At 60.8% G+C, this 26,644-nt stretch carries 21 protein-coding genes and 1 pseudogene; 9 read left to right on the top strand and 13 right to left on the bottom strand.

Translation table 11 applies throughout. The annotated features are described in order from the left end of the window. Positions 1–21: 21 nt before the first annotated feature. The 9 genes from BMY45_RS11150 to BMY45_RS11110 all read right to left on the bottom strand — a co-directional run bounded on the left by BMY45_RS11150 (position 22) and on the right by BMY45_RS11110 (position 13,974). The gene (locus BMY45_RS11150; protein ID WP_092397503.1) at positions 22–3,594 is read right to left on the bottom strand and encodes a glycosyltransferase; all 3,573 of its coding nucleotides are present in this window, start codon (positions 3,592–3,594) and stop codon (positions 22–24) included. A gap of 94 nt (positions 3,595–3,688) precedes the next feature. Then, positions 3,689–5,254 (bottom strand): flagellar hook-associated protein 3, encoded by a 1,566-nt coding sequence (locus BMY45_RS11145; RefSeq protein ID WP_092397501.1) that lies wholly within the window; start codon positions 5,252–5,254, stop codon positions 3,689–3,691. Between the two features lie 13 nt (positions 5,255–5,267). Then, positions 5,268–7,334, bottom strand: a complete 2,067-nt coding sequence (gene flgK, locus BMY45_RS11140; protein ID WP_092397499.1) for a flagellar hook-associated protein FlgK — start codon at positions 7,332–7,334, stop codon at positions 5,268–5,270. A gap of 10 nt (positions 7,335–7,344) precedes the next feature. Then, positions 7,345–8,649 (bottom strand): flagellar assembly peptidoglycan hydrolase FlgJ, encoded by a 1,305-nt coding sequence (flgJ, locus tag BMY45_RS11135; protein WP_092397497.1) that lies wholly within the window; start codon positions 8,647–8,649, stop codon positions 7,345–7,347. Positions 8,650–8,659: 10 nt separating this feature from the next. Further along, positions 8,660–9,745: a flagellar basal body P-ring protein FlgI gene (locus BMY45_RS11130; RefSeq protein ID WP_177193342.1), complete on the bottom strand. Its 1,086-nt coding sequence runs from the start codon at positions 9,743–9,745 to the stop codon at positions 8,660–8,662. Positions 9,746–9,790: 45 nt separating this feature from the next. After that, the gene (gene flgH / locus BMY45_RS11125; RefSeq protein WP_092397495.1) at positions 9,791–10,486 is read right to left on the bottom strand and encodes a flagellar basal body L-ring protein FlgH; all 696 of its coding nucleotides are present in this window, start codon (positions 10,484–10,486) and stop codon (positions 9,791–9,793) included. Between the two features lie 51 nt (positions 10,487–10,537). After that, positions 10,538–11,323, bottom strand: a complete 786-nt coding sequence (flgG, locus tag BMY45_RS11120; RefSeq protein ID WP_092397493.1) for a flagellar basal-body rod protein FlgG — start codon at positions 11,321–11,323, stop codon at positions 10,538–10,540. A 49-nt stretch (positions 11,324–11,372) separates the two neighbouring features. Then, positions 11,373–12,110 (bottom strand): flagellar basal body rod protein FlgF, encoded by a 738-nt coding sequence (locus BMY45_RS11115; protein ID WP_047226216.1) that lies wholly within the window; start codon positions 12,108–12,110, stop codon positions 11,373–11,375. Between the two features lie 289 nt (positions 12,111–12,399). Beyond that, entirely contained in the window at positions 12,400–13,974 is a 1,575-nt protein-coding gene (locus BMY45_RS11110; RefSeq protein WP_092397491.1) for a sigma-54-dependent transcriptional regulator, read from the bottom strand. 427 nt (positions 13,975–14,401) lie between these two features. On the opposite strand from BMY45_RS11110, the gene phhA reads away from it, so the two are divergent. The 3 genes from phhA (at position 14,402) to BMY45_RS11095 (ending at position 16,836) form a co-directional block, all read left to right on the top strand. Continuing rightward, positions 14,402–15,187, top strand: a complete 786-nt coding sequence (gene phhA / locus BMY45_RS11105) for a phenylalanine 4-monooxygenase (RefSeq protein ID WP_047226214.1) — start codon at positions 14,402–14,404, stop codon at positions 15,185–15,187. Between the two features lie 99 nt (positions 15,188–15,286). Beyond that, complete coding sequence (locus tag BMY45_RS11100) at positions 15,287–15,643, top strand: 4a-hydroxytetrahydrobiopterin dehydratase (RefSeq protein WP_003184087.1); 357 nt, start codon at positions 15,287–15,289, stop codon at positions 15,641–15,643. Beyond that, the gene (locus tag BMY45_RS11095) at positions 15,643–16,836 is read left to right on the top strand and encodes an amino acid aminotransferase (protein ID WP_092397489.1); all 1,194 of its coding nucleotides are present in this window, start codon (positions 15,643–15,645) and stop codon (positions 16,834–16,836) included. The genes BMY45_RS11100 and BMY45_RS11095 overlap by 1 nt, the downstream gene beginning before the upstream one ends. A gap of 110 nt (positions 16,837–16,946) precedes the next feature. On the opposite strand, the gene BMY45_RS11090 is transcribed toward BMY45_RS11095, so the two are convergent. Then, the gene (locus tag BMY45_RS11090) at positions 16,947–17,510 is read right to left on the bottom strand and encodes an NAD(P)H nitroreductase (RefSeq protein WP_092397487.1); all 564 of its coding nucleotides are present in this window, start codon (positions 17,508–17,510) and stop codon (positions 16,947–16,949) included. 183 nt (positions 17,511–17,693) lie between these two features. Here BMY45_RS11090 and BMY45_RS11085 point away from each other — a divergent pair, with 183 nt between their 5' ends. After that, a complete protein-coding gene (locus BMY45_RS11085; RefSeq protein WP_092397485.1) occupies positions 17,694–19,148 on the top strand; it encodes a TrkH family potassium uptake protein in 1,455 nt (484 codons plus the stop codon). Here the strand turns inward: BMY45_RS11085 and BMY45_RS11080 are convergent. Continuing rightward, positions 19,105–20,161: pseudogene (locus BMY45_RS11080) on the bottom strand (AraC family transcriptional regulator). The gene BMY45_RS11085 and the pseudogene BMY45_RS11080 overlap by 44 nt on opposite strands. 161 nt (positions 20,162–20,322) lie before the next feature. Between BMY45_RS11080 and BMY45_RS11075 the strand changes: the two are divergent. Next, entirely contained in the window at positions 20,323–20,634 is a 312-nt protein-coding gene (locus tag BMY45_RS11075; RefSeq protein ID WP_092397483.1) for an Mpo1-like protein, read from the top strand. Between the two features lie 20 nt (positions 20,635–20,654). Beyond that, a complete protein-coding gene (locus BMY45_RS11070) occupies positions 20,655–21,242 on the top strand; it encodes an HD domain-containing protein (protein ID WP_092397481.1) in 588 nt (195 codons plus the stop codon). Between the two features lie 124 nt (positions 21,243–21,366). Here BMY45_RS11070 and BMY45_RS11065 read toward each other — a convergent pair whose 3' ends face one another. Further along, positions 21,367–22,182, bottom strand: a complete 816-nt coding sequence (locus BMY45_RS11065) for a UDP-2,3-diacylglucosamine diphosphatase (protein WP_092397479.1) — start codon at positions 22,180–22,182, stop codon at positions 21,367–21,369. Between the two features lie 134 nt (positions 22,183–22,316). Between BMY45_RS11065 and BMY45_RS11060 the strand changes: the two genes are divergently transcribed. Together BMY45_RS11060 and BMY45_RS11055 are read left to right on the top strand one after the other, a co-directional pair. Further along, positions 22,317–23,066: a helix-turn-helix transcriptional regulator gene (locus tag BMY45_RS11060; protein WP_092397477.1), complete on the top strand. Its 750-nt coding sequence runs from the start codon at positions 22,317–22,319 to the stop codon at positions 23,064–23,066. A gap of 92 nt (positions 23,067–23,158) precedes the next feature. Continuing rightward, positions 23,159–24,052: a DMT family transporter gene (locus BMY45_RS11055; protein WP_092397475.1), complete on the top strand. Its 894-nt coding sequence runs from the start codon at positions 23,159–23,161 to the stop codon at positions 24,050–24,052. Here BMY45_RS11055 and BMY45_RS11050 read toward each other — a convergent pair. Further along, positions 24,046–24,333 (bottom strand): Rdx family protein, encoded by a 288-nt coding sequence (locus tag BMY45_RS11050; protein WP_047226205.1) that lies wholly within the window; start codon positions 24,331–24,333, stop codon positions 24,046–24,048. The two genes, BMY45_RS11055 and BMY45_RS11050, sit on opposite strands and share 7 nt — an antisense overlap. 71 nt (positions 24,334–24,404) lie before the next feature. Between BMY45_RS11050 and BMY45_RS11045 the strand changes: the two genes are divergently transcribed. Further along, complete coding sequence (locus tag BMY45_RS11045) at positions 24,405–26,594, top strand: patatin-like phospholipase family protein (protein WP_092397473.1); 2,190 nt, start codon at positions 24,405–24,407, stop codon at positions 26,592–26,594. Positions 26,595–26,644: the final 50 nt, after the last annotated feature.

Here is a 26,644-nt window from a genome sequence, read left to right as displayed (position 1 = left end):
TCCGGCTCAAACAGCTCATGCTCAGTCCGGCAACCAGCCCCACAACCAATGCTGCAAGTTGTCGCCACTGAGCATGAAATCACGAAGCACTGCTTCGCGCAGTTCATCGCCCATGCGGTAGCTGGCGTCAGGGTCGGCCAGGTGCATGCGGATTGCCGCGATCCATTCCTCGGTGCTGTTGCTGCGTACCTTGGTACACGGCAGGAAGCCGTCGTAAGCCTTGGTATCGGTGCAGATTACCGGGTAACCGCAGGCGCCGTATTCCAGCAAGCGCAGGTTGCTCTTGCAGTCGTTGAAGATATGGAATTCCAGCGGAGCCAGGGCCAGGTCCAGGTTCAGGCTGGCCAATTTGGAAGGATAAGTGCTCAAGGCAACCGACCGGTGGAATTCATGGATGTACGGCCGCAGCGCATCCGGACACATACCAAAGAAGACCCACTCCACCTCGTCTGCCAGCTCGCGAACCACGTCCGCAATGATCTCCAGGTCGCCGCTGTGACTTGTCCCTCCTCCCCAACCCACCCGAGGCTTGGAGGACGTACCGCGACGACTGGTCAACCGACTCCATGGCTTGGGCGGCAGCATGTTGGGCACGATACGGATCTCATGGTGCATGCTGGACAACGCATCAGCGAGCGACGGCGTCGTCACCACAACGCGATCACACAATCCGATCCCTTCGCGCAGCATCTGCTCGATATTGACCGGCTTGTTGCGCGCATGAGTGTTTTTCTTGGGCGCATTGACGACGTAATCGTCAAGCTCGAAGATCCGCAGGGCATTGGAATACTTCTTCATCCTCAGGATATCGCCAGCGGCACCTTCACTGTAGCGCCCCTGCAAGACGATCGTATCCGGCGACAAGCGCTCGACTTCTACGGTCGAAGGCGACTCGTAGGCGACTCGGGCAATCACCCGTCCCGCAGCCTCCAATTCGGCCAACGGAGCCGTGACACGATAATGGCCGACCGCGGTGGCGTTGACCGGCAAGCCAAGCACCAGTGGCAACGCACGGGTGTAGAACGGATTCCAGTTGTTGCGCAGCGAAGGCTCCAGGCTGAAGCTCGATGCTCCCAGGCTCAGCGCAGGATTGTAGGCAGGATCCCGGGCAATCTGCGGTAACCACCTACGAGAGAAGATTTCGTGTTCGCGCTCCATTAACGTGGTTTCATCGAGCCGGACAACGCTTGATTGAGGGTCGACTTTCATCAAGGTGGCGTAAGGCGTCCAAACCACCAGATAGCCGTGCTGGCCAGCGCGCAAGCACAGGTCGACATCGCTGAGGCCGAGGGTAAAGCACGCTTCGTCCAGGTAGCCGAGTTCATCGAAAACCTGCTTGCGCACCATCAGGCAGTCGCTGCTCACCGAGCTCCAGTTCTGGGTCGTGTGCAAACGTTGCATATAGCCCCGGGAAGCCGCTGACTCACCGTAGAACGGCGTCCCCACCGGCCCGGCCAACCCGAGAATTTGCCCGCCGCCAACAAGGGCGCCTTGAGGGCTGAGGATCCTGGCACCTACCACCGCGACCTCAGGCCGCTGGGCATGATTGATCATCTCGTCCAGCCAATCATTATCGCGAACGATCATGTGCGCACTGAACAGCAGCAAGTATTCACCACGGGCTTGGCTGGCGGCAAAATTACGCACAGCAGCGTCATTGGCCTCGCCGACATGACGCAGCACCCGCAGCATGCTCGCCCCCAACTGAGCCATGTTCGCCAGCCAGTCGAGCATGGCCGGATCCTGGACGCCGCTGTCGACGATCAGGATTTCATAATGGGTATAGGCAGTACGCTCGATCAGGCTTTCGGTGCAGTGTTGCAACGCCGCAAGCGAGTCACCGGTACGCACGATAATCGACACCAGCGGACGCGCACCGTGTCGATAGGTGATGCGATTGATCAACGGCATCGTATCCGGTGAAATCTTGTGTTCGATGCCGATACGATCCAGATGCGCGCCAACCAACCGGGCATTGCCTTCGATGACCTCGGGCAGCGACAACCATTGGGCGAAGCTTAGGGCCGACTCGACTTGGATTTCCGGAATGTGTTCGATGGTCTGAGGGCCGGCCTCTTCCACCAGGCGCCAGAGCAGATCGTGGGGCGCCAGTTCACCCTGGGCCGGCTCGAAGCCGCCTGCGGTCATGAACCGCTCACGCTCGAAAGCCAAGGTCCGGCCGACATAAGGATAGGCCCGCATCAGGTCCAGGTTGAAGTCCGGCTTGAATACCGGCTCGAAGGACTCCCCGTCCACCAACGCACCTTCATCACTGTAGACGCAAAGGATGCCCTGCCTCCCGGCCACGCGCTCGGCCAGGATCAGCAATGCCGAATCGCGCAAAACGTCGCCCGCTCGCAGCAGGTAAAACCAGTGCGCGCCTTCCAGCTGTGGAATGATGGCATTGAGCTGACGCTGCCAATCGGCCTGATAAGGCAACTGCAGCACTCGCTCGTCGACCTCGCAATGCGCATCGGAAAGCACCACCACGGCCTGGGCGCGATACAGTTGGCCCTTGATGCTACGCAACGTCGCCGCAAGCGACGTCGCATCGCCAAGAGCATCGATGATCACAGGCACGATGTTCGGCTGAAACGACCAGCTATCGATACGCGCCGGCATGACACGCCGCTCAACCTCGCTGAACTGGCGGACGCTCAGCCACTCGCGGTAAAAGTCGGCGTAGCTCTCACTTTGCGCACCTACCCGACCATTGACGACGGTATTGCGGTTGCCCAGCACGCGGGTTACGCAGAGTTCCTGCCAGGCATGAGGCTGGTCAGTGATTTTGTTCAAATCGATGCAGCGCACCCAACCCGAGGCCGGAGCCGCTTCGCCGCTGCGCGCAACAAGCATTTGCGCCAGCCACCCCCCTTCTGCCTTCGCGGCCTTGAGCATTTCCGGAGTCTTGCTCAAACGCTCCGGGTACAGTCGCTCGACACTCAACACGGTATTCAAGGCAATCAAGTTGCCACGACGCATCAGGCAGACGAACAAAGCAAAGTCGAGCAAAGCGACAAAACCGGCACCGTCCTGAAGGAGCGCCGGCAGCAATTCCAGCACATCGGCCCGGCGCATCAGCGCGGAACTGAAATTACCAACGAAATTGGTCAGCGTGCTCTCGAAAATCGCCAGCATATCGTCGCCCTTGAGCAGGGCATCGTTGGGCGAGAAGCGGCAATTGTCCACACGGGGTGGCAGGATGAAGTTACCTGCGTCACACAACAACCGAAGCGCGAACACAACGCTGACGTCAGCATGATCCATCAACGCCTGGGCCTGCATGGCAATGCTCGGCGCAAACAGCCGATCATCGTCGCACAGCACTTTGATGAACTCGCCCCTGGCCTCCTCGACACAGCGCAACAGGTTGCCCTGAAGCCCCAGTCGCTGCGGATTTCGCAGATAGCGGATCGGATGGGACGGTTCGGCGAAGGAGTCGACAATCTGGCGAATTTCATCGCCTGACGAATCGTCGCAAACAACGATTTCGATCTGTTCGTAAGTCTGGGCCAGGGCACTGAGTAGTGCCTGATCGAAGAACCGGGGGTTGTACGCAGGAATGACAATACTGACGAGGGGCAATGGTTTCACGGCGAAAACTCTCGAGCGGCGGGCGCCGGCCTTTTCAGGCCAGCGCCCCAGAACCGCTTAAAAAAAGACGGTTGGCGGCTCGGTCGATACCGGCTCAGATCTTGTTGAACAGGCCCAGTTGGGTGATCTTGCTGAAAGCCAGTTGCGAAGCCTGCAACATGGTCTGCTGCAAGGTCAGGCGAGTCATCACTTCGGCCGCATCGGAATCACGAATCGACGATTGGGTCTGGGTATTGGCCAACAACAGGCTCTGGTTCGTGTCGCTTTGGGTTTCCAGAGCCTGACCACGCCCACCTACCGAACTCAAGGCGCTGGACAACTGATCGGTGCCGCTGGCCAGGTTGCCGATACCAGAGGCCAGCGAAGCCTGTAGCTTTTGCAGCGCAATCGGATCGTTGTTGGTCGGCGTGCTCAACGCGGTTTTCAACTGGTTCACGGTGTCCAGAATGTTCTGGGTTTCGTGAGTGTTGACCGCGATGCTGAACTGATCGTCCGCACCGGGCGTACCGTTCAGGGTGAAGCTCACGCCAGAGGCGGTGGCCACGTTGCCGGCCAGGGTGCCGCTGGACACTGGTTGACTGTTGGCGGTCAACGGCGCGGCGTACAGATCGAAATCGGTGGCGCTGGTGAATTTCAATACCGCCGAGCCGGTAGGGAAACTGGCGTGATACGCCACCGGGTCGGTGATCTCGCTCCCCGTGACCTGGACGGCGGTCGGGTTGCCCGGGCTACGGGTCGCGACAAAGGTGTCCGGCTTGGCGGCCAGAGTGAAGGTATGGCCTGGCAACACGGTATTGGCATCATCACCGGTTTGCAGATTGATGTTCAAGGTCAGTTCCAGACCACGGAACTGCACTGCCTGACCGCTTTTGCTGGTGGGGTCAAAAGCACCGCCCTGGCTGGCTTCGGCGGTGACGTCGTTGCCGCCGGAGTCGGTGATTCTCAGTTGCGTGCCACTGGTGAATTCAACGGTATACGGCTCGCCGCTGCGGAATTTGCTGTTGTAGCTGACACTGGACGAGACCTGACCGTCGGACAGCACTACACGACCATCATTCACCGCCGGCGCGGTCATGGTGACCTGGCTGCGACTGGTGTTGACGGCCTGCTGGAACACTTCCCAGCCGGTGCTGTTGGTGGCCATCGACATGGTGTCGCCGACTGGCAGGTCGAGGGTCACCTGATCACCGTTGTAGCTGTAGCTGCCATCAGTGTTGCGGGTGAACGGGATGGTGTCGCCCTTGGAGCCGGCGAAAATGTACTTGCCGTTTTCGTCCTTGCTGTTCATCAGGCTGAGCAACTGCTCTTCGATCTGCGCCAGCTCCGAGGCGTTGGCCTGGCGGTCGGCGTCGGTGTAGCCAGCGTTGCCGGCACCGACGGCCAATTCCTTGGCGCGCTGCAGCACGTTGCCAATGCTGGTCATCACCGCTTCGGTGGTGCCCAGGGTGGCCTTGATCGTATTGGCGTTGGTTTCGTACTGAGCCAGCATCGAGGCTTGTGTGCCCAGTTGCAGTAGACGCGAAGCCCCCACCGGATCATCGGCGGCGGTATTCACGCGCACCAGGCTGCTGGCCTCTTCGCTGGTCTTGACCACATTGGCGAAGTTTTTCTGATAGTTCGCAGCCGTGGATTCGTAAAACTGGGCGGTAGAAATTCGCATGGGCTACGACTCCTTAAAGACTGTTGATCAATGTGCTGAAGATTTCCTGCGCAGCCTTGATGATCTGCGAAGACGCGGTGTAGTACTGCTGATACTTGACCAGGTTGCCGGTTTCCTCGTCCAGGTCCACGCCCGACAGCGAGTCGCGAGCGCCTTTGGCGTTATCCAGGATCGCACCGGTCGCGGCGCTGTCGAGCTTGCCTTGAGCGGCCTTGGAGCCGACTCCTTCCACCAGCTTGCCGTAGGCATCGCCCAGGGAAATACCCTTGCTGGCGGAACCGGTGTCCACGGTCTTGGCGGTCTGCAAACCGGCCAGGACAGTACCGTTACGGTTGTCCAGGGTGCCGGCCTGGCTGACGCTCACATCGATCGCGGCACCGTTGGACGGCGCGCCCGCAATCGACATGTCGAAGGTGACGGTACGCTGCACCGGCGGTGCGGAAGAATCCATGATCGGGTTGCCGCTGGCATCCTTGAGCGGAACGCTCAGGTTCAAGGTATTGCTCTGGCCGGGCTTGATCGTGCCATTGCTGATCTCGACGCCCGTGGCATCGAGCAACTGATAAGCCTGGCTGGTGCCGTCGGCGGACGTCGCACCGAAGACCACCTTGACTGGCATCGAGGTCTTGATGCCGTTCTGGATGATGGTGGTGGTGGCTTCGTCATAGATATCCAGCTGCGACGTCATGGCCGGCTGGCCGCTGGCCGGAATGGTCAGCGTACCGCTGCCGCCCGGCACGATGGCGGCGCCCAGCGGGGCGGCAATCGCCAGCCGCTTGGAGTCGGTCATCTCGGTCTTGATACTGGTCGCTGCGTTGCGGGTCGGGGTGATCTTGAACGAATCACCAGCGGCAGCGGTGCCATTGGCGAAGGTCATCGAGAAACCGTCGATCACCGGCGGCGGCGTCGTTGCGGTATTGAACGACCCCATCGAAGTGCCGTCGGGCAGGCGCTGGACCGTGTAGTCGGTGCCGCTGGTGAACGTCACCTTGTAATCGTTGGTGGTCAGCGCGCCGGTGTCTTTGATGGCCACGTTGAAGTTGCCGGAACCGGCGCTGTTGTCCAGCGCGGCAATGCTGCGCTGGCTCATCTGCGCGGCACTGTTGATGTTGGTGAACAGGTTGGAACCGAAGGCGCCGTTCTTGTCGATGCCGGAGGCCTGGATCGCGTTCATCTGGTCGGCGACCACCAGGGCCACGCGGCCCAACTCATTCATGGCCGGGTCGAGCACGGTGCTGCGATAGCGCATCAGGCCGCCGATCTCGCCACCGGTGAGTACCTGGGTGAGGTCCATGACACTGGAGCCGCTATTGAGTTGGATCCCCAGGCGCCCCGGATCGTTCTTGTCCGGCACGGTTTGCAGGGTATTGACGGTATTGCCCATCACCAGCGGCTGGCCGGAACCCAGGTAGATGTCCAGGCTGCTGCCGTTCTCCACGACCTGAGTACCGGTGAACGCCGAAAGCTGGAGAATGGTCTGGTTGCGAGCATCGAGCAGATCGTTGGGAGCCCCGCCGGAGTTGGAGACTTCGGCGATCTTCTTGTTCAACTGAGCAACGGTGGTGGCCAGTTTGTTGACCTGATCGACCATGCTCGACAGGTTGCCGTTGATGTTCTGGTTCTGCTCCGTCAACTGGCTGGCGACCGAATTGAAACGGTTGCTCAGGGCCTGGGCATCGCTGAGCAACAACTGACGGGACGCATCATCACCCGGCTTGGCGTTGACGTTCTGCACCGACGCGAAAAACTTGGTCAGGGCGCCGTTAAGACCGGTGCCACTGTCCGAGAGCAGGGAGTCGAGCGGGGTGATCTGCCCTTGATAGGCCGCCGCATCGCTGTTGAGCGAGGTCGTGGTCTTCAACTGCGCTTCAAGGTAGGAATTATAGACCCGGCGCACATCGGCCAGGGTGGTGCCGGAGCCGATGAAAACGTTGCCGTATTGATTGGATGCCTTGGTGGTCTGCACGGTCTGCTGACGCGAATAACCGGCGGTATCAACGTTGGCAATGTTGTTACCCGTGGTCACCAATGAGGTCTGACTTGCGGACAGACCCGACATCCCGATGTTGAGCAAACTCATGGTTCAGACCTTATAAAGTCGTAGTGGCGCCAGCCGAAGCGTAGTTTTGGTAACTGGTCATCTGCCGGGCTATATTCGAAATCTTGCTGGCGTAGTTCGGGTCGGTGGCGTAACCGGCCTTCTGCAACTCACGCACAAACTGTTCCGGGTTATCGGCCGACTTCAGTACATCTTGATAGCGACTGTTGCTTTGCAGCAGATTGACCAGATCATGGAAGCTGTCGCGATACGAGGCGTAGGAACGGAACTGGGCCGTCTCCTTGACCATCTCGCCATTGCGGAATTCGCTGGTGATCGCCCGCGCCGAATCGCCCGTCCAGTTCTTGCTGGCCTTGATACCGAACAGGTTGTGGCTGCTACTGCCATCGGGCTGACGCATGACCGACTTGCCCCAGCCGGTTTCCAGGGCCGCCTGGGCCACCAGATAACGCGGGTCTACGCCGATACGGTCTGCGGCTTCCTTGGCCATTGGCAGCATGGCATCGACGAACTCATCAGCATCGCGGAAGGCCTTGCGAGCAGGAGCCAGGGGTGGCTGCGCCACGGCGCGACCGTACACCTGCATCGATCCGCTCGGTTCTGCTGCCTTGAGCGCGGCCAGCCAGTCGCCATTGGCCAGTTCGCCGGTGGCAGGCTTGACGGCGGTGATGGCACGATCCGGCAATATGTTCTGCGCCTTGACGTCAGGCGCTGCGGCAGCCGAAGGCACCAGCCCGGCAAGCAGACGGTCGGCCAGTTTCGGCGGCAAGGCCAGGCGGCGCTGGTTGAGCAATTCCATGTCGTTGCGATGAACGCCCTCGCCCGCCCCTTGCGGCGCACTCACGGCCCGCGAAGCCCACAACGGACGCTGGCCGTTGGAGCGCGACAATGGCCCGTCGGGTAATGTTCCGGCGGCAATGGGCGTCGGCACCGGGGCCTTGACGGCCTCGTCCAACGCTTGCTCCTGCTTGCCGGCCGCCAGTGTTGCCGCCTCGCCTGACACCAGGGGTTTGTTCTTGGACATCTGGCGCAGCAGCACGTCGGCCAAGCCGATACCACCGCCCTCGCGAGACATGGAAACGGCCAACTGCTGGTCGTACATTTCCTGGTACTGCTTGGCTTCAGCGGTATTGAGCGGGTTGTCCTTGCCCATCGACTCGGTGGCCGCGCGCATGGACTTGAGCATTTCACCGATGAACAACGACTCGAATTCCTGCGCCACTTTGCGCAGGTTGCCGTCACTGTTCTTGTCGCCGACCTTGAGCTGGTTCAGGCGATTGAGGTCCGAGTAGGAACCCGAATCCCCGCTGATCAAAGCGCCCTTGCGCATATCCATGGCTCGTTCCTTAAATCACGATCAGGTCGGCTTGCAACGCGCCGGCCTGCTTCAAGGCTTCGAGAATCGCCATCAAGTCGCCCGGCGCCGCGCCGACCTGGTTCACCGCCCGGACAATTTCATCCAGGGTAGTGCCCGGGCCGAACTTGAACATCGGCTTGGCTTCCTGCTCGGCATTGACCCGCGAACGGGGCACCACGGCGGTCTGGCCATTGGACAATGGTCCAGGCTGGCTGACGATCGGGTCTTCGGTAATGGTTACGGTCAGGCTGCCGTGGGTCACCGCAGCGGGTGAAACCTTGACGTTCTGGCCGATCACAATGGTACCGGTGCGCGAGTTGATGATGACTTTCGCCACCGCCTGGCCCGGATCGACTTCAAGGTTTTCCAGGATCGACAAATAGTCGACCCGCTGACTCGGATCCAGCGGTGCAGTGACGCGCACCGAACCACCGTCGATGGCCTGGGCCACGCCTGGGCCAAGCATGTCGTTGATCTTGTCGACGATGCGCTTGGCGGTAGTGAAGTCGTAACGGTTGAGGTTCAGGGTCAGGCTGTTGCCCTGGTTGAAACCGCTCGGTACCGCACGTTCCACCGACGCACCGCCAGGAATGCGGCCAGCCGACGGAACGTTGACGGTGATCTTCGAACCATCGCGCCCCTCGGCGTCAAAGCCGCCCACCACCAGGTTACCCTGGGCGACGGCGTAGACGTTGCCGTCGATACCCTTGAGCGGCGTCAGCAGCAGGGTGCCGCCGCGCAGGCTCTTGGAGTTACCGATGGACGAAACAGTGATATCCACCTGTTGCCCGGGCTTGGCGAACGCCGGCAGGTCGGCACTGACCGACACCGCCGCGACGTTTTTCAACTGCACGTTGCCCGACCCCGCCGGCACCTTGATACCGAACTGCGACAGCATGTTGTTGAAGGTTTGCAGGGTGAACGGGGTCTGGGTGGTCTGGTCACCCGTGCCGTTCAGACCCACGACCAAGCCATAACCGATCAACTGGTTGGAACGCACGCCGGAAATGCTGGCGATGTCCTTCAGACGCTCGGCCTGAGCGGTGAAGGCCGCCGTCATCAGCAACGCGCCCATCAACAGCTGCTTGAGATTCAACCGCTTGAGATTCAACTGGGCCACCTAGAAAGGGAACTTCGGGCTGAGGAAGAAACGGTCGAACCAGCCTGGCTGACTCGCATCGGCAAAGGCACCGGTGCCCGAGTAGGTAATACGTGCGTCGGCTACACGGGTCGACGATACGGTGTTGTCGGTAGCGATATCATCGGCGCGAACCATGCCGGCGATACGCACCAGTTCGTCACCGGTGTTGAGGGTCAGCCACTTCTCGCCCCGCACAACGATGATGCCATTGGGCAACACATCGGCGACGGTCACCGTGATCGAGCCGGTCAAGCTGTTGCTCTGGCCAGACTTGCTGTCACCCTTGGTAGCCCGGTCGGAGCCATAACCGGCGTTGAGGCTCAGGTCCCCGCCACCGATGGGATTGTTGGTGGTCAGGCTGGAGCCGAACAACGACGTCAGGCCGACGCTGGTCTCGCTGGTCTTGTCGATCTGCGAGTTGGCGTTCTTGCTGGCCTGGGTCCGCTCGTTCAAGGTGATGGTGATGATATCCCCGACCCGGAAAGCCTTGCGGTCGCTGTACAGGTTCTGCTCAAAACCGGCCTGGTAGATCGAACCATTGTTGGCGGCGGCCGGCAACGGTGTGCGCGGCAACACCGGAGCGTAATACGGGTCATTGGCCTTGGGCGTTGGCGCGACACAGCCCGCGAGCGCGGTAATCCCACTCAGTGCCAGAACAGATACGAAGCGATTCATGACCCTACCTCTTGGTGTTGCAGGCGACCTCAGGCCGCCTTATAGACGTGATTACAGATTCTGCGTAACGAACGAAAGCATCTGGTCGGCGGTGGAAATCACCTTGGAGTTCATCTCGTAGGCGCGCTGGGTGGTGATCATGTTGACCATCTCCTCCACCGTACTCACGTTGGACGTTTCCAGGGTGTTCTGCAGCGTGGTACCGAAGCCGTTCAGGCCTGGCGTACCGACTTGTGGCGCGCCGCTGGCGGCGGTTTCCAGGAACAGGTTGTTACCCGCCGCTTGCAGGCCGGCCGGGTTGATGAAGTCAGCAGTCTGCAGGTTGCCGATCACCTGAGAGGCCGGGTTGCCCGCCACGGTGATGGACACGGTGCCGTCGCGGCCCACGGTGAACGTTTGGGCATCATTCGGAATGATGATGGCCGGTTCCAGCGCAAACCCGCTGGCGTTGACAATCTGGCCATTGGAGTCAAGGTGGAACGTACCGTCACGGGTGTAGGACGTGGTGCCATCGGGCTGCAGAATCTGGAAGAAACCGCGACCGTCGATCGCCATGTCCAGCGGCTGCTCGGTGGTTTGCAGGCTGCCGGCGTTGAAGTTTTTCTGGGTGCCGACGATGCGCACACCGGTACCCACTTGCAAGCCCGACGGCAGTTCGCTGTCCTGGGTCGATTGGGCGCCTGGCTGGCGTTTGACCTGGTACAGCAGGTCCTGGAACTCGGCACGATCACGTTTGAAACCCGTGGTCGACACGTTCGCCAGGTTGTTGGAAATAGTAGAAAGATTGGTGTCCTGGGCGGACAGACCTGTTTTGGCAACCCAAAGAGCCGGAAGCATTCGATTCTCCTCGTACGCCTGTTTTTCGGCGCGACGCTGTAATTAATGATTAGATCTGCAAGACCCGAGCCATGGCTTCGTCGCCTTCTTTGGCGGTGTTCATCATCTTGACGTGAAGCTCGAACTGCTTGGCCAAGGCCAGCACCGACGTCATCTCGTCCACGGCATTGACGTTGCTCGCTTCCTGGAAACCCGACACCAACTGCACGTTGGCATCAATGACAGCCGGCTGGCCGTCCTTGGTACGGATGGTGCCGTCCAGGCCCTTGGTCATGTTGCGAAGATCCGGGTTGACCAGCTTGATGCGGTCGACTTCAGCCATCACGCGCGGACCTTCGCCCATGGCGCGGATGCTGATGGTGCCGTCCTGGCCGATTTCGATTTTCTGCTCTGGCGGCACGGCGATCGGACCACCGTTGCCCATTACCGGCATACCGTTGCCGGCCCGCAGCACGCCCAGGGCGTCAACGTTGAGGCTGCCGGTGCGCACGTAGCTTTCACCGCCTTCAGGGTTCTGCACAGCCATCCAGCCCGGCCCGCTGACTGCCACGTCGAGGTCGCGGCCGGTTTCCACCAGCGCGCCAGGGGTGAAGTCGGTGGCTGGACGCTCGGACATGGCAAATGCCCGCGCCGGAAAGCTGTCGCCAAACACCGGCATCGAACGAGCCTGCTCCAGGTCCTTCTGAAAACCGTTGGTGGAGATGTTCGCCAGGTTGTTGGCATGGGCCCGCTGCGCCAGTGCGTTCTGGCTGGCGCCGGTCATTGCCACATAAAGGTACTTGTCCACTGTCGTTCCTCTGCATGCCGGACGTTTGCCGTCCACTGCTGTACTGCTGAGCACTAAGCAATTTGCAGACCAACTTTTTTCTGGCGCCGTCGAGCCCTTAAAACAAAGGGTTTAAGGGTTCTGGAGGGAATTGGGAGAAGGCACTGAAGACGGAAAACCGGCGATGTCATGCCGTTTGGCGGCAACTCGTGCTAAGACCACTGACTCTTGTAGGAGCTGCCGCAGGCTGCGATCTTTTGATCTCAACCGGAGAAAATCGGGATCAAAAGATCGCAGCCTGCGGCAGCTCCTACATGTTTTGATCTTCAGCCGGTTTTTTGCCAACCTCATACTCACGCAACTTATTGGCGATGGTGGTATGGGAAACCCCCAGCCGCTTGCCCAGTTGCCGGCTGCTGGGGTGTTCGGAATACAGCCGCTCAAGCACCGCTTTCTCGAATCGCCCGACGATGTCGTCCAGTCCGCCCTCCAGGGAAAAGTCCCCCAGGGGCTGACGCACGCCGTAGTCCGGCAGACGGATATGCTCGGCCTTCACGGTTGCGCCATCACACAGGGAAACGGCCTGGAACAGCACGTTTTCCAGCTGCCGAACGTTGCCTGGCCAGTGATAGTGGCTCAGACGGTCCATCGCCGCCGGGGCCAGTTTCGGTAGCGCACAACCAATCTGCCGACTGGCCTGGTCAAGAAAATGTTCCACCAGCGGCATCAAGCCGTCGAGGCATTCGCGCAGGGGCGGGATGTGCAGCGAAAGGACGTTCAAGCGGTGGTACAGATCCTGACGGAATTCCCCTCGGGCGCAGAGTTCGGACAAATCCACCTGCGTTGCACAGATCACCCTGACATCCAGGTACACCTCTTCATCGCTGCCGACACGACGGAAGCAACCGTCCTGCAAAAAGCGCAGCAATTTCACTTGCAGGCGCGGGCTCATTTCCCCCACCCCGTCGAGGAATAACGTGCCTCCGGCGGTCAGCTCCAGCAAACCGAGCTTGCCTTCGGCACGGGCGCCCTCGAAAGCACCGGGGCCATAGCCGAACAGTTCGGTCTCGGCCATGGACTCGGGCAACCCCGCGCAATTGAGCGCCATCAACGGAGACTGCCCGCGCGGACTCGCCAGGTGACAGGCGCGAGCCAGCAACTCCTTGCCAGTGCCGGTTTCGCCCTCTATCAACAGCGGCGCATCCAGTGGCGCCATGCGTCGGGCCTCGCGAACCACCGCAGCCATCACCTTCGAACTCTGGAAAATGCTGTCAAAGCCGCGCAGCTCCTGCTTGCGCACGTTATAAATGCGCTCGCCGACCCGGTCCGCCCGATGCAGCGTCAGCACCGCACCGGCCATGGCCTCGCTGTCGTCGTGCTCCGATTGCAGTGGCGCGATGTCCGCCAGAAACACATCGCCCCTGACCTTGACTCGCAAGCCGTTGATGCGTGACTGATTGGCCCGCACCAGCTCCGGCAGGTCAAAATCCTCGGCGTACCGGGACAGGGGGATTCCTGGCACTTCGTCCACTCGCACCCCGAGCAACTGCGCCGCTGCCCGGTTGGCGGCGACGATGGAGCCTGCCATGTCGATGGACAGCACCGGAAATTCCAGGGCGCCGAGCAGCGCGTTGAGCTCCATGTGCCGGCGCTCACTGGGCATCAACCCGACGCGCTTGACGCCGAACACCCCGGCAATACCTTCGAACTTCGGACGTAGCGCCTGAAACTGGATGTTGATCAGATTCGGGCAGTGCAGATAAATCGCATTGCCGTGCTCACCACCCACTTCCCCGCGGGCGACGTTGATGCCGTACTCCACCAGCAAGTTGAGAATGTCCCGCAGGATGCCGATGCGGTTCTGGCAATGGACTTTGATGCGCATAAAAAGACCCGATGTGTATTAGGAATTCGTGGCGAGGGCACTCGCTCCCGCTTGTAGGAGCTGCCGAGCGAAGCGAGGCTGCGATCTTTTCCGAAACACTTGAGTCCCAAAAGATCGCAGCCTTCGGCAGCTCCTACGGCACAGCCCCAGCGGGAGCACGCGCCCTCGCCACAAAGAATTTCTGCAGTGGCGCGCAAATAGTCGTCAAGATTATGTGACAGTTGTAGGCCGATTCCCACTCGAAAATCTCCAGAACATCGCCACGCCAGCCGATACGTAACGAAAACTTTACGTTATTGGCCTTTATCAGAGACTGATCTCTGCGTCTCGTCGCTGCGCCGACGCCTGCTTCGGGTTATCTCTAATGCATCGCTGGACATAACAACAAACAAGCCGTCCCCCAGAGGGAAATCAGCAGGAGAGCAGCATGAAGCAGACGCAGTACGTGGCCCGCGAGCCCGATGCGCAAGGTTTTATCCACTACACCGCCGAAGAACACGCGGTGTGGAACACGCTGATCACCCGCCAGCTCAAAGTCATCGAAGGCCGTGCGTGCCAGGAGTACCTGGACGGTATCGACAAGCTGGGCCTGCCCCACGACCGTATCCCGCAATTGGGTGAAATCAACAAGGTGTTGGGCGAAACCACCGGTTGGCAAGTGGCGCGGGTACCGGCGCTGATCCCCTTCCAGACCTTTTTTGAATTGCTCGCCAGCAAGCAGTTTCCAGTCGCGACGTTTATTCGTACCCGCGAAGAACTGGATTACCTGCAAGAGCCGGACATTTTCCACGAGATATTTGGCCACTGCCCGCTGCTGACCAACCCCTGGTTTGCCGAATTTACCCACACCTACGGCAAACTCGGCCTACAGGCTTCCAAGGAAGAACGCGTCTACCTGGCGCGCCTGTACTGGATGACCATTGAGTTCGGCCTGGTGCAAACCCCGCAAGGCCGACGCATCTACGGTGGTGGCATCCTGTCTTCGCCCAAAGAAACCGTTTACTGCCTGTCGGACGAGCCGGAGCATCAAGCCTTCGATCCGCTGGAAGCCATGCGCACGCCGTATCGCATCGACATCCTGCAGCCGGTGTATTTCGTGCTCCCCGAGCTCAAGCGACTGTTCGACCTGGCCCACGAAGACATCATGGGCATGGTCAAGCGCGGTCGCGAACTGGGCCTGCACGCTCCGAAATTTCCGCCAAAAGCTGCGTGAACCGCGTCTTTTAATCTCAATTGAGTCTGTTGCACAACGCGGCTTTGCTTTAGCGTGAGTGCATCGACGTTTTTCAAATATTCGATCCGGGAACACACCATGAACACTCTGAACCAAGCCCATTGCGAAGCCTGCCGCGCCGACGCGCCACAAGTCAGCGACGAAGAACTGCCGGTACTGATCAAGCAGATCCCGGACTGGAACATCGAAGTGCGCGACGGCGTGATGCAACTGGAAAAAGTCTTCCTGTTCAAGAACTTCAAGCACGCCCTGGCCTTCACCAACGCCGTCGGGGAAATCTCCGAGGCCGAAGGGCATCACCCGGGCCTGCTCACCGAATGGGGCAAAGTCACCGTGACCTGGTGGAGCCACTCCATCAAAGGTTTGCACCGCAATGACTTCATCATGGCCGCCCGCACCGATGACGTGGCCAAGACCGCCGAGGGCCGCAAGTAATGCATTTCGATGCCATCGGCCGGGTGCCCGGCGATCCGATCCTCGGCCTGATGGAGGCTTACGCGGCGGACAGCAATCCGGGCAAGTTCGACCTGGGCGTGGGCGTCTATAAAGACGCCCAAGGCCTGACGCCGATTCTTGCGGCAGTCAAACAGGCCGAGCAGCGCCTGGTGGACCGCCAGAGCACCAAGACCTACATCGGCGGTCATGGCGACGCCGCGTTCGGCCAGTTGATCAATGAACTGGTGCTGGGCGCCGACTCGACGCTGATCAAGGACAATCGCGCCGGAGCTACCCAGACGCCGGGCGGCACCGGCGCCCTGCGCCTGAGTGCCGACTTTATTGCCCAATGCCTGCCGGGCCGCGGCGTATGGTTGAGCAACCCGACCTGGCCGATTCACGAAACCATCTTCGCCACTGCCGGGGTCAAGACCAGTCATTACCCCTACGTGGGCACAGACAATCGCCTGGATTTCGACGCGATGCTGGCGACCCTCAGCCAGGCACCCAAGGGCGATGTGGTGTTGCTGCATGCCTGCTGCCATAACCCCACCGGCTTCGACCTGACCCAGGAACAATGGCGCCAGGTACTGGAGGTGATGCGCAGCCGCAACCTGCTGCCGTTGATCGACTTCGCTTATCAAGGTTTCGGCGATGGGCTGGAGCAGGATGCCTGGGCCGTGCGGCTGTTTGCTCAAGGCTTGCCTGAAGTCCTGATCACCAGTTCCTGTTCTAAGAACTTCGGCCTGTACCGCGACCGCACTGGCGCGCTGATCGTCTGCGCCGGCGATGCCGACAAACTGGTGGACATCCGCAGCCAACTGGCGAACATCGCCCGCAACCTGTGGTCGACGCCGCCGGATCATGGCGCAGCCGTCGTGGCGACGATTCTGGGCAACCCGGATCTCAAAAGCCTGTGGGCCGACGAAGTGCAGACCATGCGCCTGCGCATTGCGCAGTTGCGCAGCGGCCTGCTGGAAGCGCTCGAACCCCACGGTTTGCGTGAGCGCTTCGCCCATATCGGCGTACAACGCGGGATGTTTTCCTACACCGGCCTGACGCCGGAACAGGTCAGGCACCTGCGCGAACGTCACAGCGTGTACATGGTCGGCACAGGCCGGGCCAACGTGGCCGGCATTGATGCCACGCGCCTGGATTTACTGGCTGAGGCGATTGCTGACGTGTGCAAGTAACATGTAGGAGCTGCCGAGCGAAGCGAGGCTGCGATCTTTTGATCCTGACCTTTCGCTCGGAACTCAATGGGGATGGGGAAAGATCGCAGCCTCGCTTCGCTCGGCAGCTCCTACAAGCCAGTCCACTCGCTGACAAACTCTGCCGTTTCCGCCTTCGGCGCCGTGCGCGCTTCTTTCTGCGGGGTCCCCAGGTAGAGAAAACCGATCACCTCTTCCCCGTCCTCAAGGCCCAGCCCCTTGGCCACATGAGGTGAATACGCCAGCTCACCGGTACGCCAGACTCCGCCCACCCCTTGGGCATACGCCGCCAACAGGATTGCATGGGCCGCGCAGCCGGCCGCCAGCATTTGTTCGGACTTGGGGATTTTGAAATGGTCCTGCAACCGTGCAATCACCACCACGACCAGCGGCGCGCGCAACGGGCCGTTGAGCGCTTTCTCCACGACCGCTTCGGCTACCAGCGGATCATTGAACCGTGCCGCTTCGGCCAGGAGCTCGCCCATGCGATGACGCGCCTGCCCTTCGACCGTCAGAAAACGCCATGGCCGCAACTGGCCATGATCCGGAGCCCGCATCGCAGCGGCGAACATGACCTCGCGCTGTTCAGCGGTAGGCGCCGGGTCCACCAGGCGCGGGACGGAAACACGGTTGAGCAAAGCGTCGAGAGCCTGCATCGGCCACCTCCTGAAAAAATGTCCCGCTATTCTAGTGGCTTGTACGGCGAGTTCGTTAGCTCAAATTCCGCGACCAGACGTCCATTGCGCAGACCACTGGCCTCACGCGCCACCGGGTGCCGGTTTACATGCCGCTTGTCGCGGGTAGAATGACGCCCTTCCCTTTCAGCCCGAGCGGACTTCATGGCGTTGCCGACCCTACGGATCATTGGTTTCATCATCGGCATCTTCCTGATCACCCTGGCGATCTCCATGGTCGTGCCCATGGCCACCTTGCTGATCTTCGAGCGCACCAACGACCTCCCGTCGTTCCTCTGGTCGAGCATGATCACTTTTGTCGCCGGCCTGGCCCTGGTCCTGCCCGGACGCCCGGAACACGTGCATCTGCGCCCCAGGGACATGTACCTGCTGACCGTCAGCAGTTGGCTGGTGGTGTGTATCTTTGCCGCGTTGCCGTTCCTGCTTACCCAGCACATCAGCTATACCGACTCGTTCTTCGAAAGCATGTCCGGAATCACCGCCACCGGCGCCACGGTCCTGAGCGGTCTGGACAACATGTCCCCCGGCATCCTGATGTGGCGGTCGTTGTTGCACTGGCTCGGCGGGATCGGCTTCATCGCGATGGCGGTGGCGATCCTGCCACTGTTGCGCATCGGTGGCATGCGGCTGTTCCAGACCGAATCCTCCGACCGCTCGGAGAAAGTCATGCCCCGCTCCCACATGGTGGCGCGGCTGATCGTGGCGTCCTATGTGGGCATCACCATTCTCGGCACCCTCGCACTGTGGTGGGCGGGGATGAGCCTCTTCGATGCCATCAACCATGCAATGTCGGCGATTTCCACCGGTGGTTTCTCGACGTCGGACAAATCCCTGGCCAAATGGACCGAGCCGGCGGTGCACTGGGTCATTATCGTTATCATGATTCTCGGTAGCCTGCCATTTGCCTTGTACGTCTCGACGCTGCGGGGCAATCGCCGGGCGCTGATCAAGGACCAGCAGGTCCAAGGCCTGCTGGCGGTGCTGCTGGTGACCTGGGTGGTGCTGGGCACCTGGTACTGGGCGACTACCGACCTGCACTGGCTGGAGGCCCTGCGGCACGTGGCGATGAACGTGACGTCGATCGTCACCACCACCGGTTTCGCCCTGGGGGACTACAGCCTGTGGGGCAATTTCTCGCTGATGTTGTTTTTTTACCTGGGGTTCATCGGTGGCTGTTCAGGCTCGACGGCCGGCGGGATCAAGATCTTCCGCTTCCAGGTCGCCTACATCCTGCTCAGGGCCAACCTCAAGCAACTGATTCACCCGCGCGCGGTGATCAAACAGAAGTACAACGGCCACCGCCTCGACGAAGAAATCGTGCGCTCGATTCTCACCTTCTCGTTCTTCTTCGCCATCACCATCTGCGTGATCGCCCTGCTGCTCTCGCTATTGGGGGTGGAATGGATGACAGCCCTGACCGGCGCCGCCAGCACCGTGTCCGGCGTTGGCCCAGGGCTTGGCGAGACCATCGGCCCGGCCGGCAATTTTGCCCCGCTGCCGGATGCGGCCAAATGGATTCTGTCGGCTGGCATGCTACTGGGCCGACTGGAGATCATCACCGTGTTCGTGCTGTGTATCCCGGCGTTCTGGCGTCACTGACCGGCCTGGCCGTTTGACCGCGCCCGGTATTCGCCGGGCGTCGTGTCGAACCAGCGTCGAAAGGCCCGGAAAAAATTACTCGGGTCGGCGAAGCCCAGCAGATAGGCGATTTCCAGCAGGGTCAGGGCCGGCTGCGCCAGGTACTGTTCGGCCAGTTCGCGGCGGGTGTCATCGAGCAGGCTCTGGAAACTGGTGCCCTCTTCCTGCAAGCGTCGCTGCAAGGTGCGCTGGGACAGGTGCAGCGTCTGCGCCACCACGTCACGCTTAGGCTCGCCCCGTGGCAGTAGCCGGCATAATACCTGGCGGGTCTGGTGGGTCACGCGGCTTTCGGAAAAACGCGCCAGGTATTCACCGGCAAACCGGTCGTGGAGCTGCGCCATGGCCTCGTTGGCGGTGGGTAACGGCGCCTCCATGTCGCTACGCTCGAAGATCAACGCGTCGTAGGGCGCGCCGAATACCAGCGGCGCGGGAAACGCCTGCTGATAAGGTGCCAGATCAACCGGTTCGGCGCCCTGGAACAACACCTTCATCGGGTGCAGGGTGCGTCCGGTCAACCAGTTGCACATGGCCAGCGCACAGGCCAGGGAAGCCTCGGCGCTTTGACGGGTCGGCGGGAGGTGATCACCATGCACTGTCAGCACCAATCCGTAGCCCCCCTCCATCTGACGAAAGCTCAGGTCGGCGCTTTCAGCGATGATCCGCTGATAACGCACGAGCCGCTGAAAACCCTCGACCAGCGTGCGGCTGGACATCAAGGCATACCCGACCACGTGAAACGACGCCGGGCGCACCACTTTACCCATGTTCAAGGCGATGGCCGGGTTGCCCGACAACTCCACAGCTCGTTGCCAGAGGCGGGTCATCGAATCTTGGGGGAAACGTGCATCCGGATCTTCCAGCGCGTCATAGTCCAGCCCCAGCTGTTTGAACAGCATCCGACAATCCAGGCCGTCCATTTCCAGTGCCTTGACAATCCCCATCGCCCAGCTTGAAGAAGTCGTTCGTTCGCTCATGACGTTTTACTTGCATGACGAGCCGCAGGGTACGGCTGGATTTGCGAAGGATACTAAAGTGGCGCCCATTGTCACTGGTCGTTGCAAGTGATCGCTCTAGACTTCAATCAAACCGTTGGTCGCCCAGAATCAACAGAACAATAACCACAGAGCCCGCAGTCGTGGAAAACACCAGACGCTTCAATACGTTCGCTGAGTTCTATCCCTATTACCTCAGCGAACACAGCAACAGCACCTGCCGGCGCTTGCACTTTATCGGCACCTCCCTGGTCATCCTGATTTTCGCCCTGGCCCTGATCGTCGGCAACGCCTGGTGGCTGATCGTCTTGCCCATTGCCGGCTACGGCTTTGCGTGGGTCGGGCATTTCTTCTTTGAAAAGAACCGTCCCGCCACGTTCCAGCACCCGTTCTACAGCCTGCTCGGCGATTTTGTCATGTACCGCGACATGCTGCGGGGCAAGGTTGCGTTCTAGCCACGCTCAAAGGACTGCCCATGAACTCTCAAGCGAGCTTTACCCACATGAAGGACGGTACTGAGGAAGACTGGGCAATCATCGCCGCCGACTTCAGCACCTATGCCCGGCAATTACCGGGTCGAATCCTGACCCATTTGAAGTTGCTGGACGGCGATTTCGGCGGTTTTCCGGTGGATCGCCTGACCCATTCCCTGCAAACCGCCACCCGCGCCTATCGTGACGGACGGGACGAGGAATATGTGATCTGCGCCTTGCTTCACGACATCGGCGACACCTTGGGCAGCTACAACCACCCGGACATTGCCGCCGCCATCCTCAAGCCGTTCGTCAGCGCCGAAAACCTGTGGATGGTGGAGAAACACGGGATATTCCAGGGCTATTACTTCTTCCACCACCTGGGCATGGACCGGCACCTGCGCGAGCAATTCAAAGCGCATCCCCAATACCAGGCGACCATTGATTTCTGCGCCCGATACGACGCCGCGGCGTTCGATGCCGAGTACGATACCCTGCCGTTGAGTTTCTTCGAGCCGATGCTCGAAAGGGTGTTTGCTGTGCCGAAGCAGTCGATCTACAAGGCGGCGATGGCTGAAACACCGGCCTGACAGACATCAAACGCCTGCTGTAGGAGCTGCCGAAGGCTGCGATCTTTTGATCTTGAAGCTTCGGTTGAGACTCAAGCGGCAGGAAAAGATCGCAGCCTCGTTGCACTCGTCAGCTCCTACGGGTTCAAGCAGGTTCGGCGACTTTCAGTGCTTTCAACTGCGCCTCCCGCGCCTGGGCATCGGCCAACCGATACAACTCGATCGACCCGTCCCAGTGCTCGATCAGCGCCGTGCATGACTCGACCCAATCGCCACAATTGAGATACTCCACCTCGCCCACCCGGCGCATCTCGGCATGGTGGATGTGCCCGCACACCACGCCGTGCAGTTCACGCTTCACACATTCATGGGCGATGGCTTCTTCAAAATCACTGATAAAGCTGACCGCCGTCTTGACCTTGTGCTTGAGGTACGCCGACAACGACCAGTAACCGTAGCCATAACGGGCCCGCCAATGGTTGAGCCAGCGATTCAGGGTCAGGGTGAACTCATAGGCCGAATCGCCCAGGAATGCCAGCCAACGGTGGTACCGGGTGATGACATCGAACTGATCGCCGTGGATCACCAGCAAATGTCGGCCGTCTGCGGTGACGTGCACCGCTTCGTCCACCAATTGGATATTGCCCAGAATCAGCTTGGAGTAACGCCGCAGGAACTCGTCATGGTTGCCGGTGACGTAGATCACCTCGGTGCCGCGCTTGCTCATGGTCAGCAAGCGACGAATGACGTTGGTGTGAGCCTGTGGCCAGTACATCCCGCCGCGCAGCTTCCAGCCGTCGATGATGTCACCCACCAGGTAGATCTTGTCAGTATGGTAGCCCTTGAGAAACTGCGACAAATGCTCGGCCTGGCAGTCCCGGGTGCCCAGATGCACATCGGAAATCCATAGGGTGCGAACACGCTGTTTGCGGCTGGGTCTGGCGAGCTCGGCGCTGGTCATGGGCAACCCTCTGATCGTTTTAGCCACTGTGCCTGCCTGCGGTTAATACCCCATGACAAAAACAAGTCCGTTACATGACAGCGCGAAGCTGCGTGGCCTCGGTGTATGCTGACGGCCTGCCCCGGGAGACCGAGATGAGACCGATCCTCACGCTACGCCAGTACAGCCACGACCTGATTGTCCACAGCCACGACCACGCCCAACTGGTGTTCGGGTTGTCCGGCCTGTTGGATTTCGAGGTCGAAGGTTGTGGCAGCCAGGTCGTGCAGCAGAGCTTCGTAGTGATACCGGCCGGCGCCCATCACGCCTGCGGCAGCCCCCGTGGCAGCCGTTGCCTGGTATTGGATGTGCCGAGCGATGACTGGATCGGGCAAGCCTTGGGTGATCACGCCGACGCCAGCCGCCGATTGCTCGACAATACCGCTCGCAGGCCCCTGGATGCGGGGCAAAGCCAGTTGGTCAACTGGCTGGCGGGCAGCCCGGTGGACGACCCACTGATTGCCCAACAAGGGGCGGTGCTGCTCCTGGCCAGCCTCAATGGCTCTGGTCAGGACACAATCGGTGGCCGGCGCCTGCCCTATGCGGCGCTCAACGCCCACATTGACCAGTACGCCGCTTATCCGCTGCAAGTGGCGGACCTGGCCCAGGTCGCCGGGCTCTCCAGTGCCCGCTTGCATGCACGTTTCGTCGCCGAATGCGGGCAAACCCCGATGGACTACATCCGCAGCCGCCGTCTACACAAGGCGGTAGGGCTGCTGCGTGACTCACAACTGCCCATCGGTGAAATTGCCCACCGGGTCGGCTATAGCTCGCAAAGTGCGTTTGCCGCCGCAGTGCTGCGCGAATTCGGCGCTTCACCGGGCAAACTGCGGCGCCAGCGCTAGCTTCGCGCTAAAAAACGCTAGGATCGCGACAGACAGGAACGGCCGGTAACGGGTTCAATACCCTGACGCTCAACCGTTGGACAAGGATCGCAATGACTCCCCGTACCGCCCTCGGCGCCCTGCACATTGGCGCACTCATGTTTGGCCTGACCGGTGTGTTCGGCAAGCTCGCCGCCGCCTCGCCAGCGGTCATCGTGTTCGGTCGCGCCGTATTCGCGGTGCTGGCCCTGGCAGTTTTTGCCCGTTTCGCCAGCAGCGCCCGCTGGCACAAGCTCCACGCACAGGACGTTCGACGCTTGCTGCTGGGCGGGCTATTGCTCGCCGGCCATTGGGTGAGCTTCTTCATCGCGGTGAAAGTCGCCGGCGTGGCGATCGCCACGTTGGGCTTTACCAGTTTCCCGGCCTTCACGGTGCTGCTCGAAGGGGTGATTTTCCGCGAGCGGATCCGCGTCAATGAAATCCTGCTGGTGGTATTGGTGAGCATCGGCCTGGTGCTGGTCACACCGCACTTCGACCTGGCCAGCGGCGCCACCACCGGCCTGCTGTGGGCCGTGCTTTCGGGCTTGCTGTTCTCCCTGCTTTCGCTGGTCAACCGCGCCGGTTCCACACGGGTGCCGCCGGTACAGGCCGCTTTGTGCCAGAACCTGGTGGTCGGGTTTTGCCTGTTGCCAATGGCAGCGCCACAACTGATTGACGTGCGCCCTGTCGACTGGCTGTGGATCGCCCTGCTGGGGGTGTTCTGCACCGGCCTGGCCCACAGCCTGTTCGTCGCCAGCCTGGCGGTGATCAAGGCCCGCACGGCGGCGGTGGTGTTTGCCATGGAGCCGGTCTATGGCATCACCATGGCCTGGTTGCTATTCGATGAAAATCCCACATTGCGCATGCTGCTGGGTGGCGCGCTGATCATCGTTGCGATCGTGGTGTCGAGCCAACTCAGTGGCGGCACAAAGAAACCGGGTGTAGGGGCCCAAGCCACGTCTCACTGAACCCGGTCGTTATGGCCCAGATCCCGCTCCGGGTCGATCCGGTCACGGACCCGCTGCTTGAGAACCTTGGCCTCGGGAAAACCACCATCGGCCTTGCGCTCCCAGATCTGCGTGCCATCGCAACTGATATGAAACACCCCACCGGTGCCCGGCACCAACGACACCTTGCCCAAGTCGTCGCTAAACGTGCTGAGCAGCTCCTGAGCCAACCAGGCGGCGCGCAGCAGCCACTGGCATTGGGTGCAATAGGTAATGACGACTTCCGGTTTGTGTTCGGTCATTGCGGGGGAACTCCTGGGGGCAAAGGCATCGCTATAATACCTGCCTTTGATCGCCCGCCCCGAGATTGACGATGCGCCGCCTGCTGCCTTGCCTGCTTCTGTTACTGCTGCCCTTGTTCGCCGACGCCGCTCAGGCCCCGCGTCCGAAAGTCGGCCTGGTACTGTCCGGCGGCGCCGCCCGGGGCCTGGCCCACATCGGGGTGCTCAAGGCTCTGGAGGAGCAAGGCATCCAGATCGACGCCATCGCCGGCACCAGCATGGGCGCCGTGATCGGCGGGCTGTATGCCTCGGGCTACAAAATCGACGAGCTGGAAAAACTCGCCCTGGGCATCGACTGGCAACAGGCCCTGTCCGACGCCCCGCCGCGCAAGGACGTGCCGTTCCGGCGCAAGCAGGATGACCGGGACTTTCTGGTGAAACAGAAACTGAGTTTTCGCGACGACGGCAGCCTCGGCCTGCCCTTGGGCGTTATCCAGGGGCAGAACCTGGCCCTGCTGCTTGAAAGCCTGCTGGCCCACGCCAGCGACACCCGGGATTTCGACAAACTGCCAATCCCGTTTCGCGCCGTGGCGACCGACATCGCCAGTGGCGAGAAAGTGGTGTTTCGCAAGGGCCACCTGCCCAAGGTGATCCGCGCCAGCATGTCGATCCCGGCGGTGTTCGCGCCGGTGGAACTGGACGGCCGATTGCTGGTAGATGGCGGCATGACCGACAACATCCCGCTGGATGTGGCCCGGGAAATGGGCGTGGACATGGCCATCGTGGTGGACATCGGCACCCCGCTGAGCACCCGCAAGCAATTGGTCACGGTGATCGACGTCCTGAACCAGTCGACCACTTTGATGACCCGGCGCAACTCCGAAGAACAATTGGCAACGCTGAAAAAAGACGATGTGCTGATCCAGCCGGCGCTGGCGAGCTTCGGCGCCACAGACTTTGGCCGTGCCCAAGAGATGATCGACGCCGGTTACCGTGCCACCCAAATACTCGAGGCTCGCCTGGCGCACCTGCGCCCCACGGAACCGGCCGACCCCGAACTCATGGCGGCGCGTACCCCGAGTGAGCGCACACCGGTCATCACCGCCATTCGCGTGGAGAACGACTCGAAAGTCGGCGACGATGTGATTCGCTATTACGTTCGCCAGCAAGTCGGCGAGCCACTGGACCTGGGTCGTTTGCAAACCGATATGGGCACGTTGTACGGGCTGGATTACTTCGAACAGGTGCAATACCGCGTCGTGCACAAGGCCCCGGAGCATACGCTGGTCATCAGTGCCCGGGGCAAACGCACCGGCACCGATTATCTGCGGCTGGGGTTGAGCCTGTCGGACGACATGCGCGGCGACAGCGCTTTCAACCTCGGCGCCAGCTATCGGGTCAATGGCATCAACCGCTTGGGCGCGGAGTGGCTGACCCGGGCGCAGATCGGCGGCAAGCAGGAACTGTACAGCGAGTTCTACCAGCCGCTGGATGTCGGCTCGCGCTACTTCATCGCACCCTACGGGCAATTCGAATCCCGCAACGTGGAGTCCATCCTGGACAACGATCCGGTGGCCCAGTACCGCGTCGAGCGTTATGGCTTCGGCTTGAACCTGGGCCGGCAGATCGGCAACAGCGGCGAAATCCGTTTCGGTGTCGGCCAAGCCTGGGGCGAGGCAGATGTACGTATTGGCGATCATGACCAGCCCAGCGAAAGCTTCAATGAAGGCTTCTACGACCTGAAGTATTCATTCGACTCCTTCGACAATGTGTACTTCCCCCATGAAGGCGAAGACATCGGCCTGACCTGGCGCCAGTATGAGCCGGGATTGGGTTCCGACCAGCGTTACCGCCAATGGGAACTCAACCTGGACAAGGCGCTGAGCCGCGGCCCGGACACCTTCATCCTCGGCGGGCGTTACGGGCGTACCCTGGACACCGCCGATGTGGTGACTTCAAGCTTTGTACTCGGCGGTGCGCGGCAGCTGTCGGGCTTTCGCGAAGACGGCATATCCGGGCAGAACATGAGCCTGATGCGCGCCGTGTATTACCGAAGGCTCACACCGCGAGCCTACCTGCCGCTGGATTTCCCGCTGTACATCGGCGGCTCCCTGGAACGGGGCCGGGCGTGGAACAACGACAATGAGTTCGACAGTGGCTACATCAATGCCGCCAGTATTTTCCTGGGGTTTGATACGCCGCTGGGGCCACTGAATTTCAGTTATGGGTTTAACGATGATGATGAACAGGCGGTGTATCTGAATCTGGGGCAGACGTTTTGATGGCCATGCAACAAACCAAGGGGAGGCGTAGACACACCCCTGTATCCGCA

It is taken from the genome of Pseudomonas sp. NFACC39-1, assembly GCF_900110355.1.
GTDB lineage: Bacteria > Pseudomonadota > Gammaproteobacteria > Pseudomonadales > Pseudomonadaceae > Aquipseudomonas > Aquipseudomonas tehranensis.
The sequence above is the reverse complement of the archived record's forward strand: the minus strand, read 5'-3'. Positions and strand labels throughout refer to the sequence as shown.

Excerpts from the sequence above, each read along its gene's own strand:
- BMY45_RS11095 (WP_092397489.1), top strand. The coding sequence starts at position 15,643 with ATGCATTTCGATGCCATCGGCCGGGTGCCCGGCGATCCGATCCTCGGC.
- flgH (WP_092397495.1), bottom strand. The coding sequence starts at position 10,486 with ATGAATCGCTTCGTATCTGTTCTGGCACTGAGTGGGATTACCGCGCTC.
- BMY45_RS11145 (WP_092397501.1), bottom strand. The coding sequence starts at position 5,254 with ATGCGAATTTCTACCGCCCAGTTTTACGAATCCACGGCTGCGAACTAT.
- BMY45_RS11060 (WP_092397477.1), top strand. The coding sequence starts at position 22,317 with ATGAGACCGATCCTCACGCTACGCCAGTACAGCCACGACCTGATTGTC.
- flgJ (WP_092397497.1), bottom strand. The coding sequence starts at position 8,649 with ATGGATATGCGCAAGGGCGCTTTGATCAGCGGGGATTCGGGTTCCTAC.
- BMY45_RS11055 (WP_092397475.1), top strand. The coding sequence starts at position 23,159 with ATGACTCCCCGTACCGCCCTCGGCGCCCTGCACATTGGCGCACTCATG.
- BMY45_RS11050 (WP_047226205.1), bottom strand. The coding sequence starts at position 24,333 with ATGACCGAACACAAACCGGAAGTCGTCATTACCTATTGCACCCAATGC.
- BMY45_RS11100 (WP_003184087.1), top strand. The coding sequence starts at position 15,287 with ATGAACACTCTGAACCAAGCCCATTGCGAAGCCTGCCGCGCCGACGCG.
- flgK (WP_092397499.1), bottom strand. The coding sequence starts at position 7,334 with ATGAGTTTGCTCAACATCGGGATGTCGGGTCTGTCCGCAAGTCAGACC.
- BMY45_RS11065 (WP_092397479.1), bottom strand. The coding sequence starts at position 22,182 with ATGACCAGCGCCGAGCTCGCCAGACCCAGCCGCAAACAGCGTGTTCGC.
- flgG (WP_092397493.1), bottom strand. The coding sequence starts at position 11,323 with ATGCTTCCGGCTCTTTGGGTTGCCAAAACAGGTCTGTCCGCCCAGGAC.
- BMY45_RS11110 (WP_092397491.1), bottom strand. The coding sequence starts at position 13,974 with ATGCGCATCAAAGTCCATTGCCAGAACCGCATCGGCATCCTGCGGGAC.
- BMY45_RS11085 (WP_092397485.1), top strand. The coding sequence starts at position 17,694 with ATGGCGTTGCCGACCCTACGGATCATTGGTTTCATCATCGGCATCTTC.
- BMY45_RS11070 (WP_092397481.1), top strand. The coding sequence starts at position 20,655 with ATGAACTCTCAAGCGAGCTTTACCCACATGAAGGACGGTACTGAGGAA.
- phhA (WP_047226214.1), top strand. The coding sequence starts at position 14,402 with ATGAAGCAGACGCAGTACGTGGCCCGCGAGCCCGATGCGCAAGGTTTT.
- BMY45_RS11045 (WP_092397473.1), top strand. The coding sequence starts at position 24,405 with ATGCGCCGCCTGCTGCCTTGCCTGCTTCTGTTACTGCTGCCCTTGTTC.
- BMY45_RS11130 (WP_177193342.1), bottom strand. The coding sequence starts at position 9,745 with ATGGGCGCGTTGCTGATGACGGCGGCCTTCACCGCTCAGGCCGAGCGT.
- BMY45_RS11090 (WP_092397487.1), bottom strand. The coding sequence starts at position 17,510 with ATGCAGGCTCTCGACGCTTTGCTCAACCGTGTTTCCGTCCCGCGCCTG.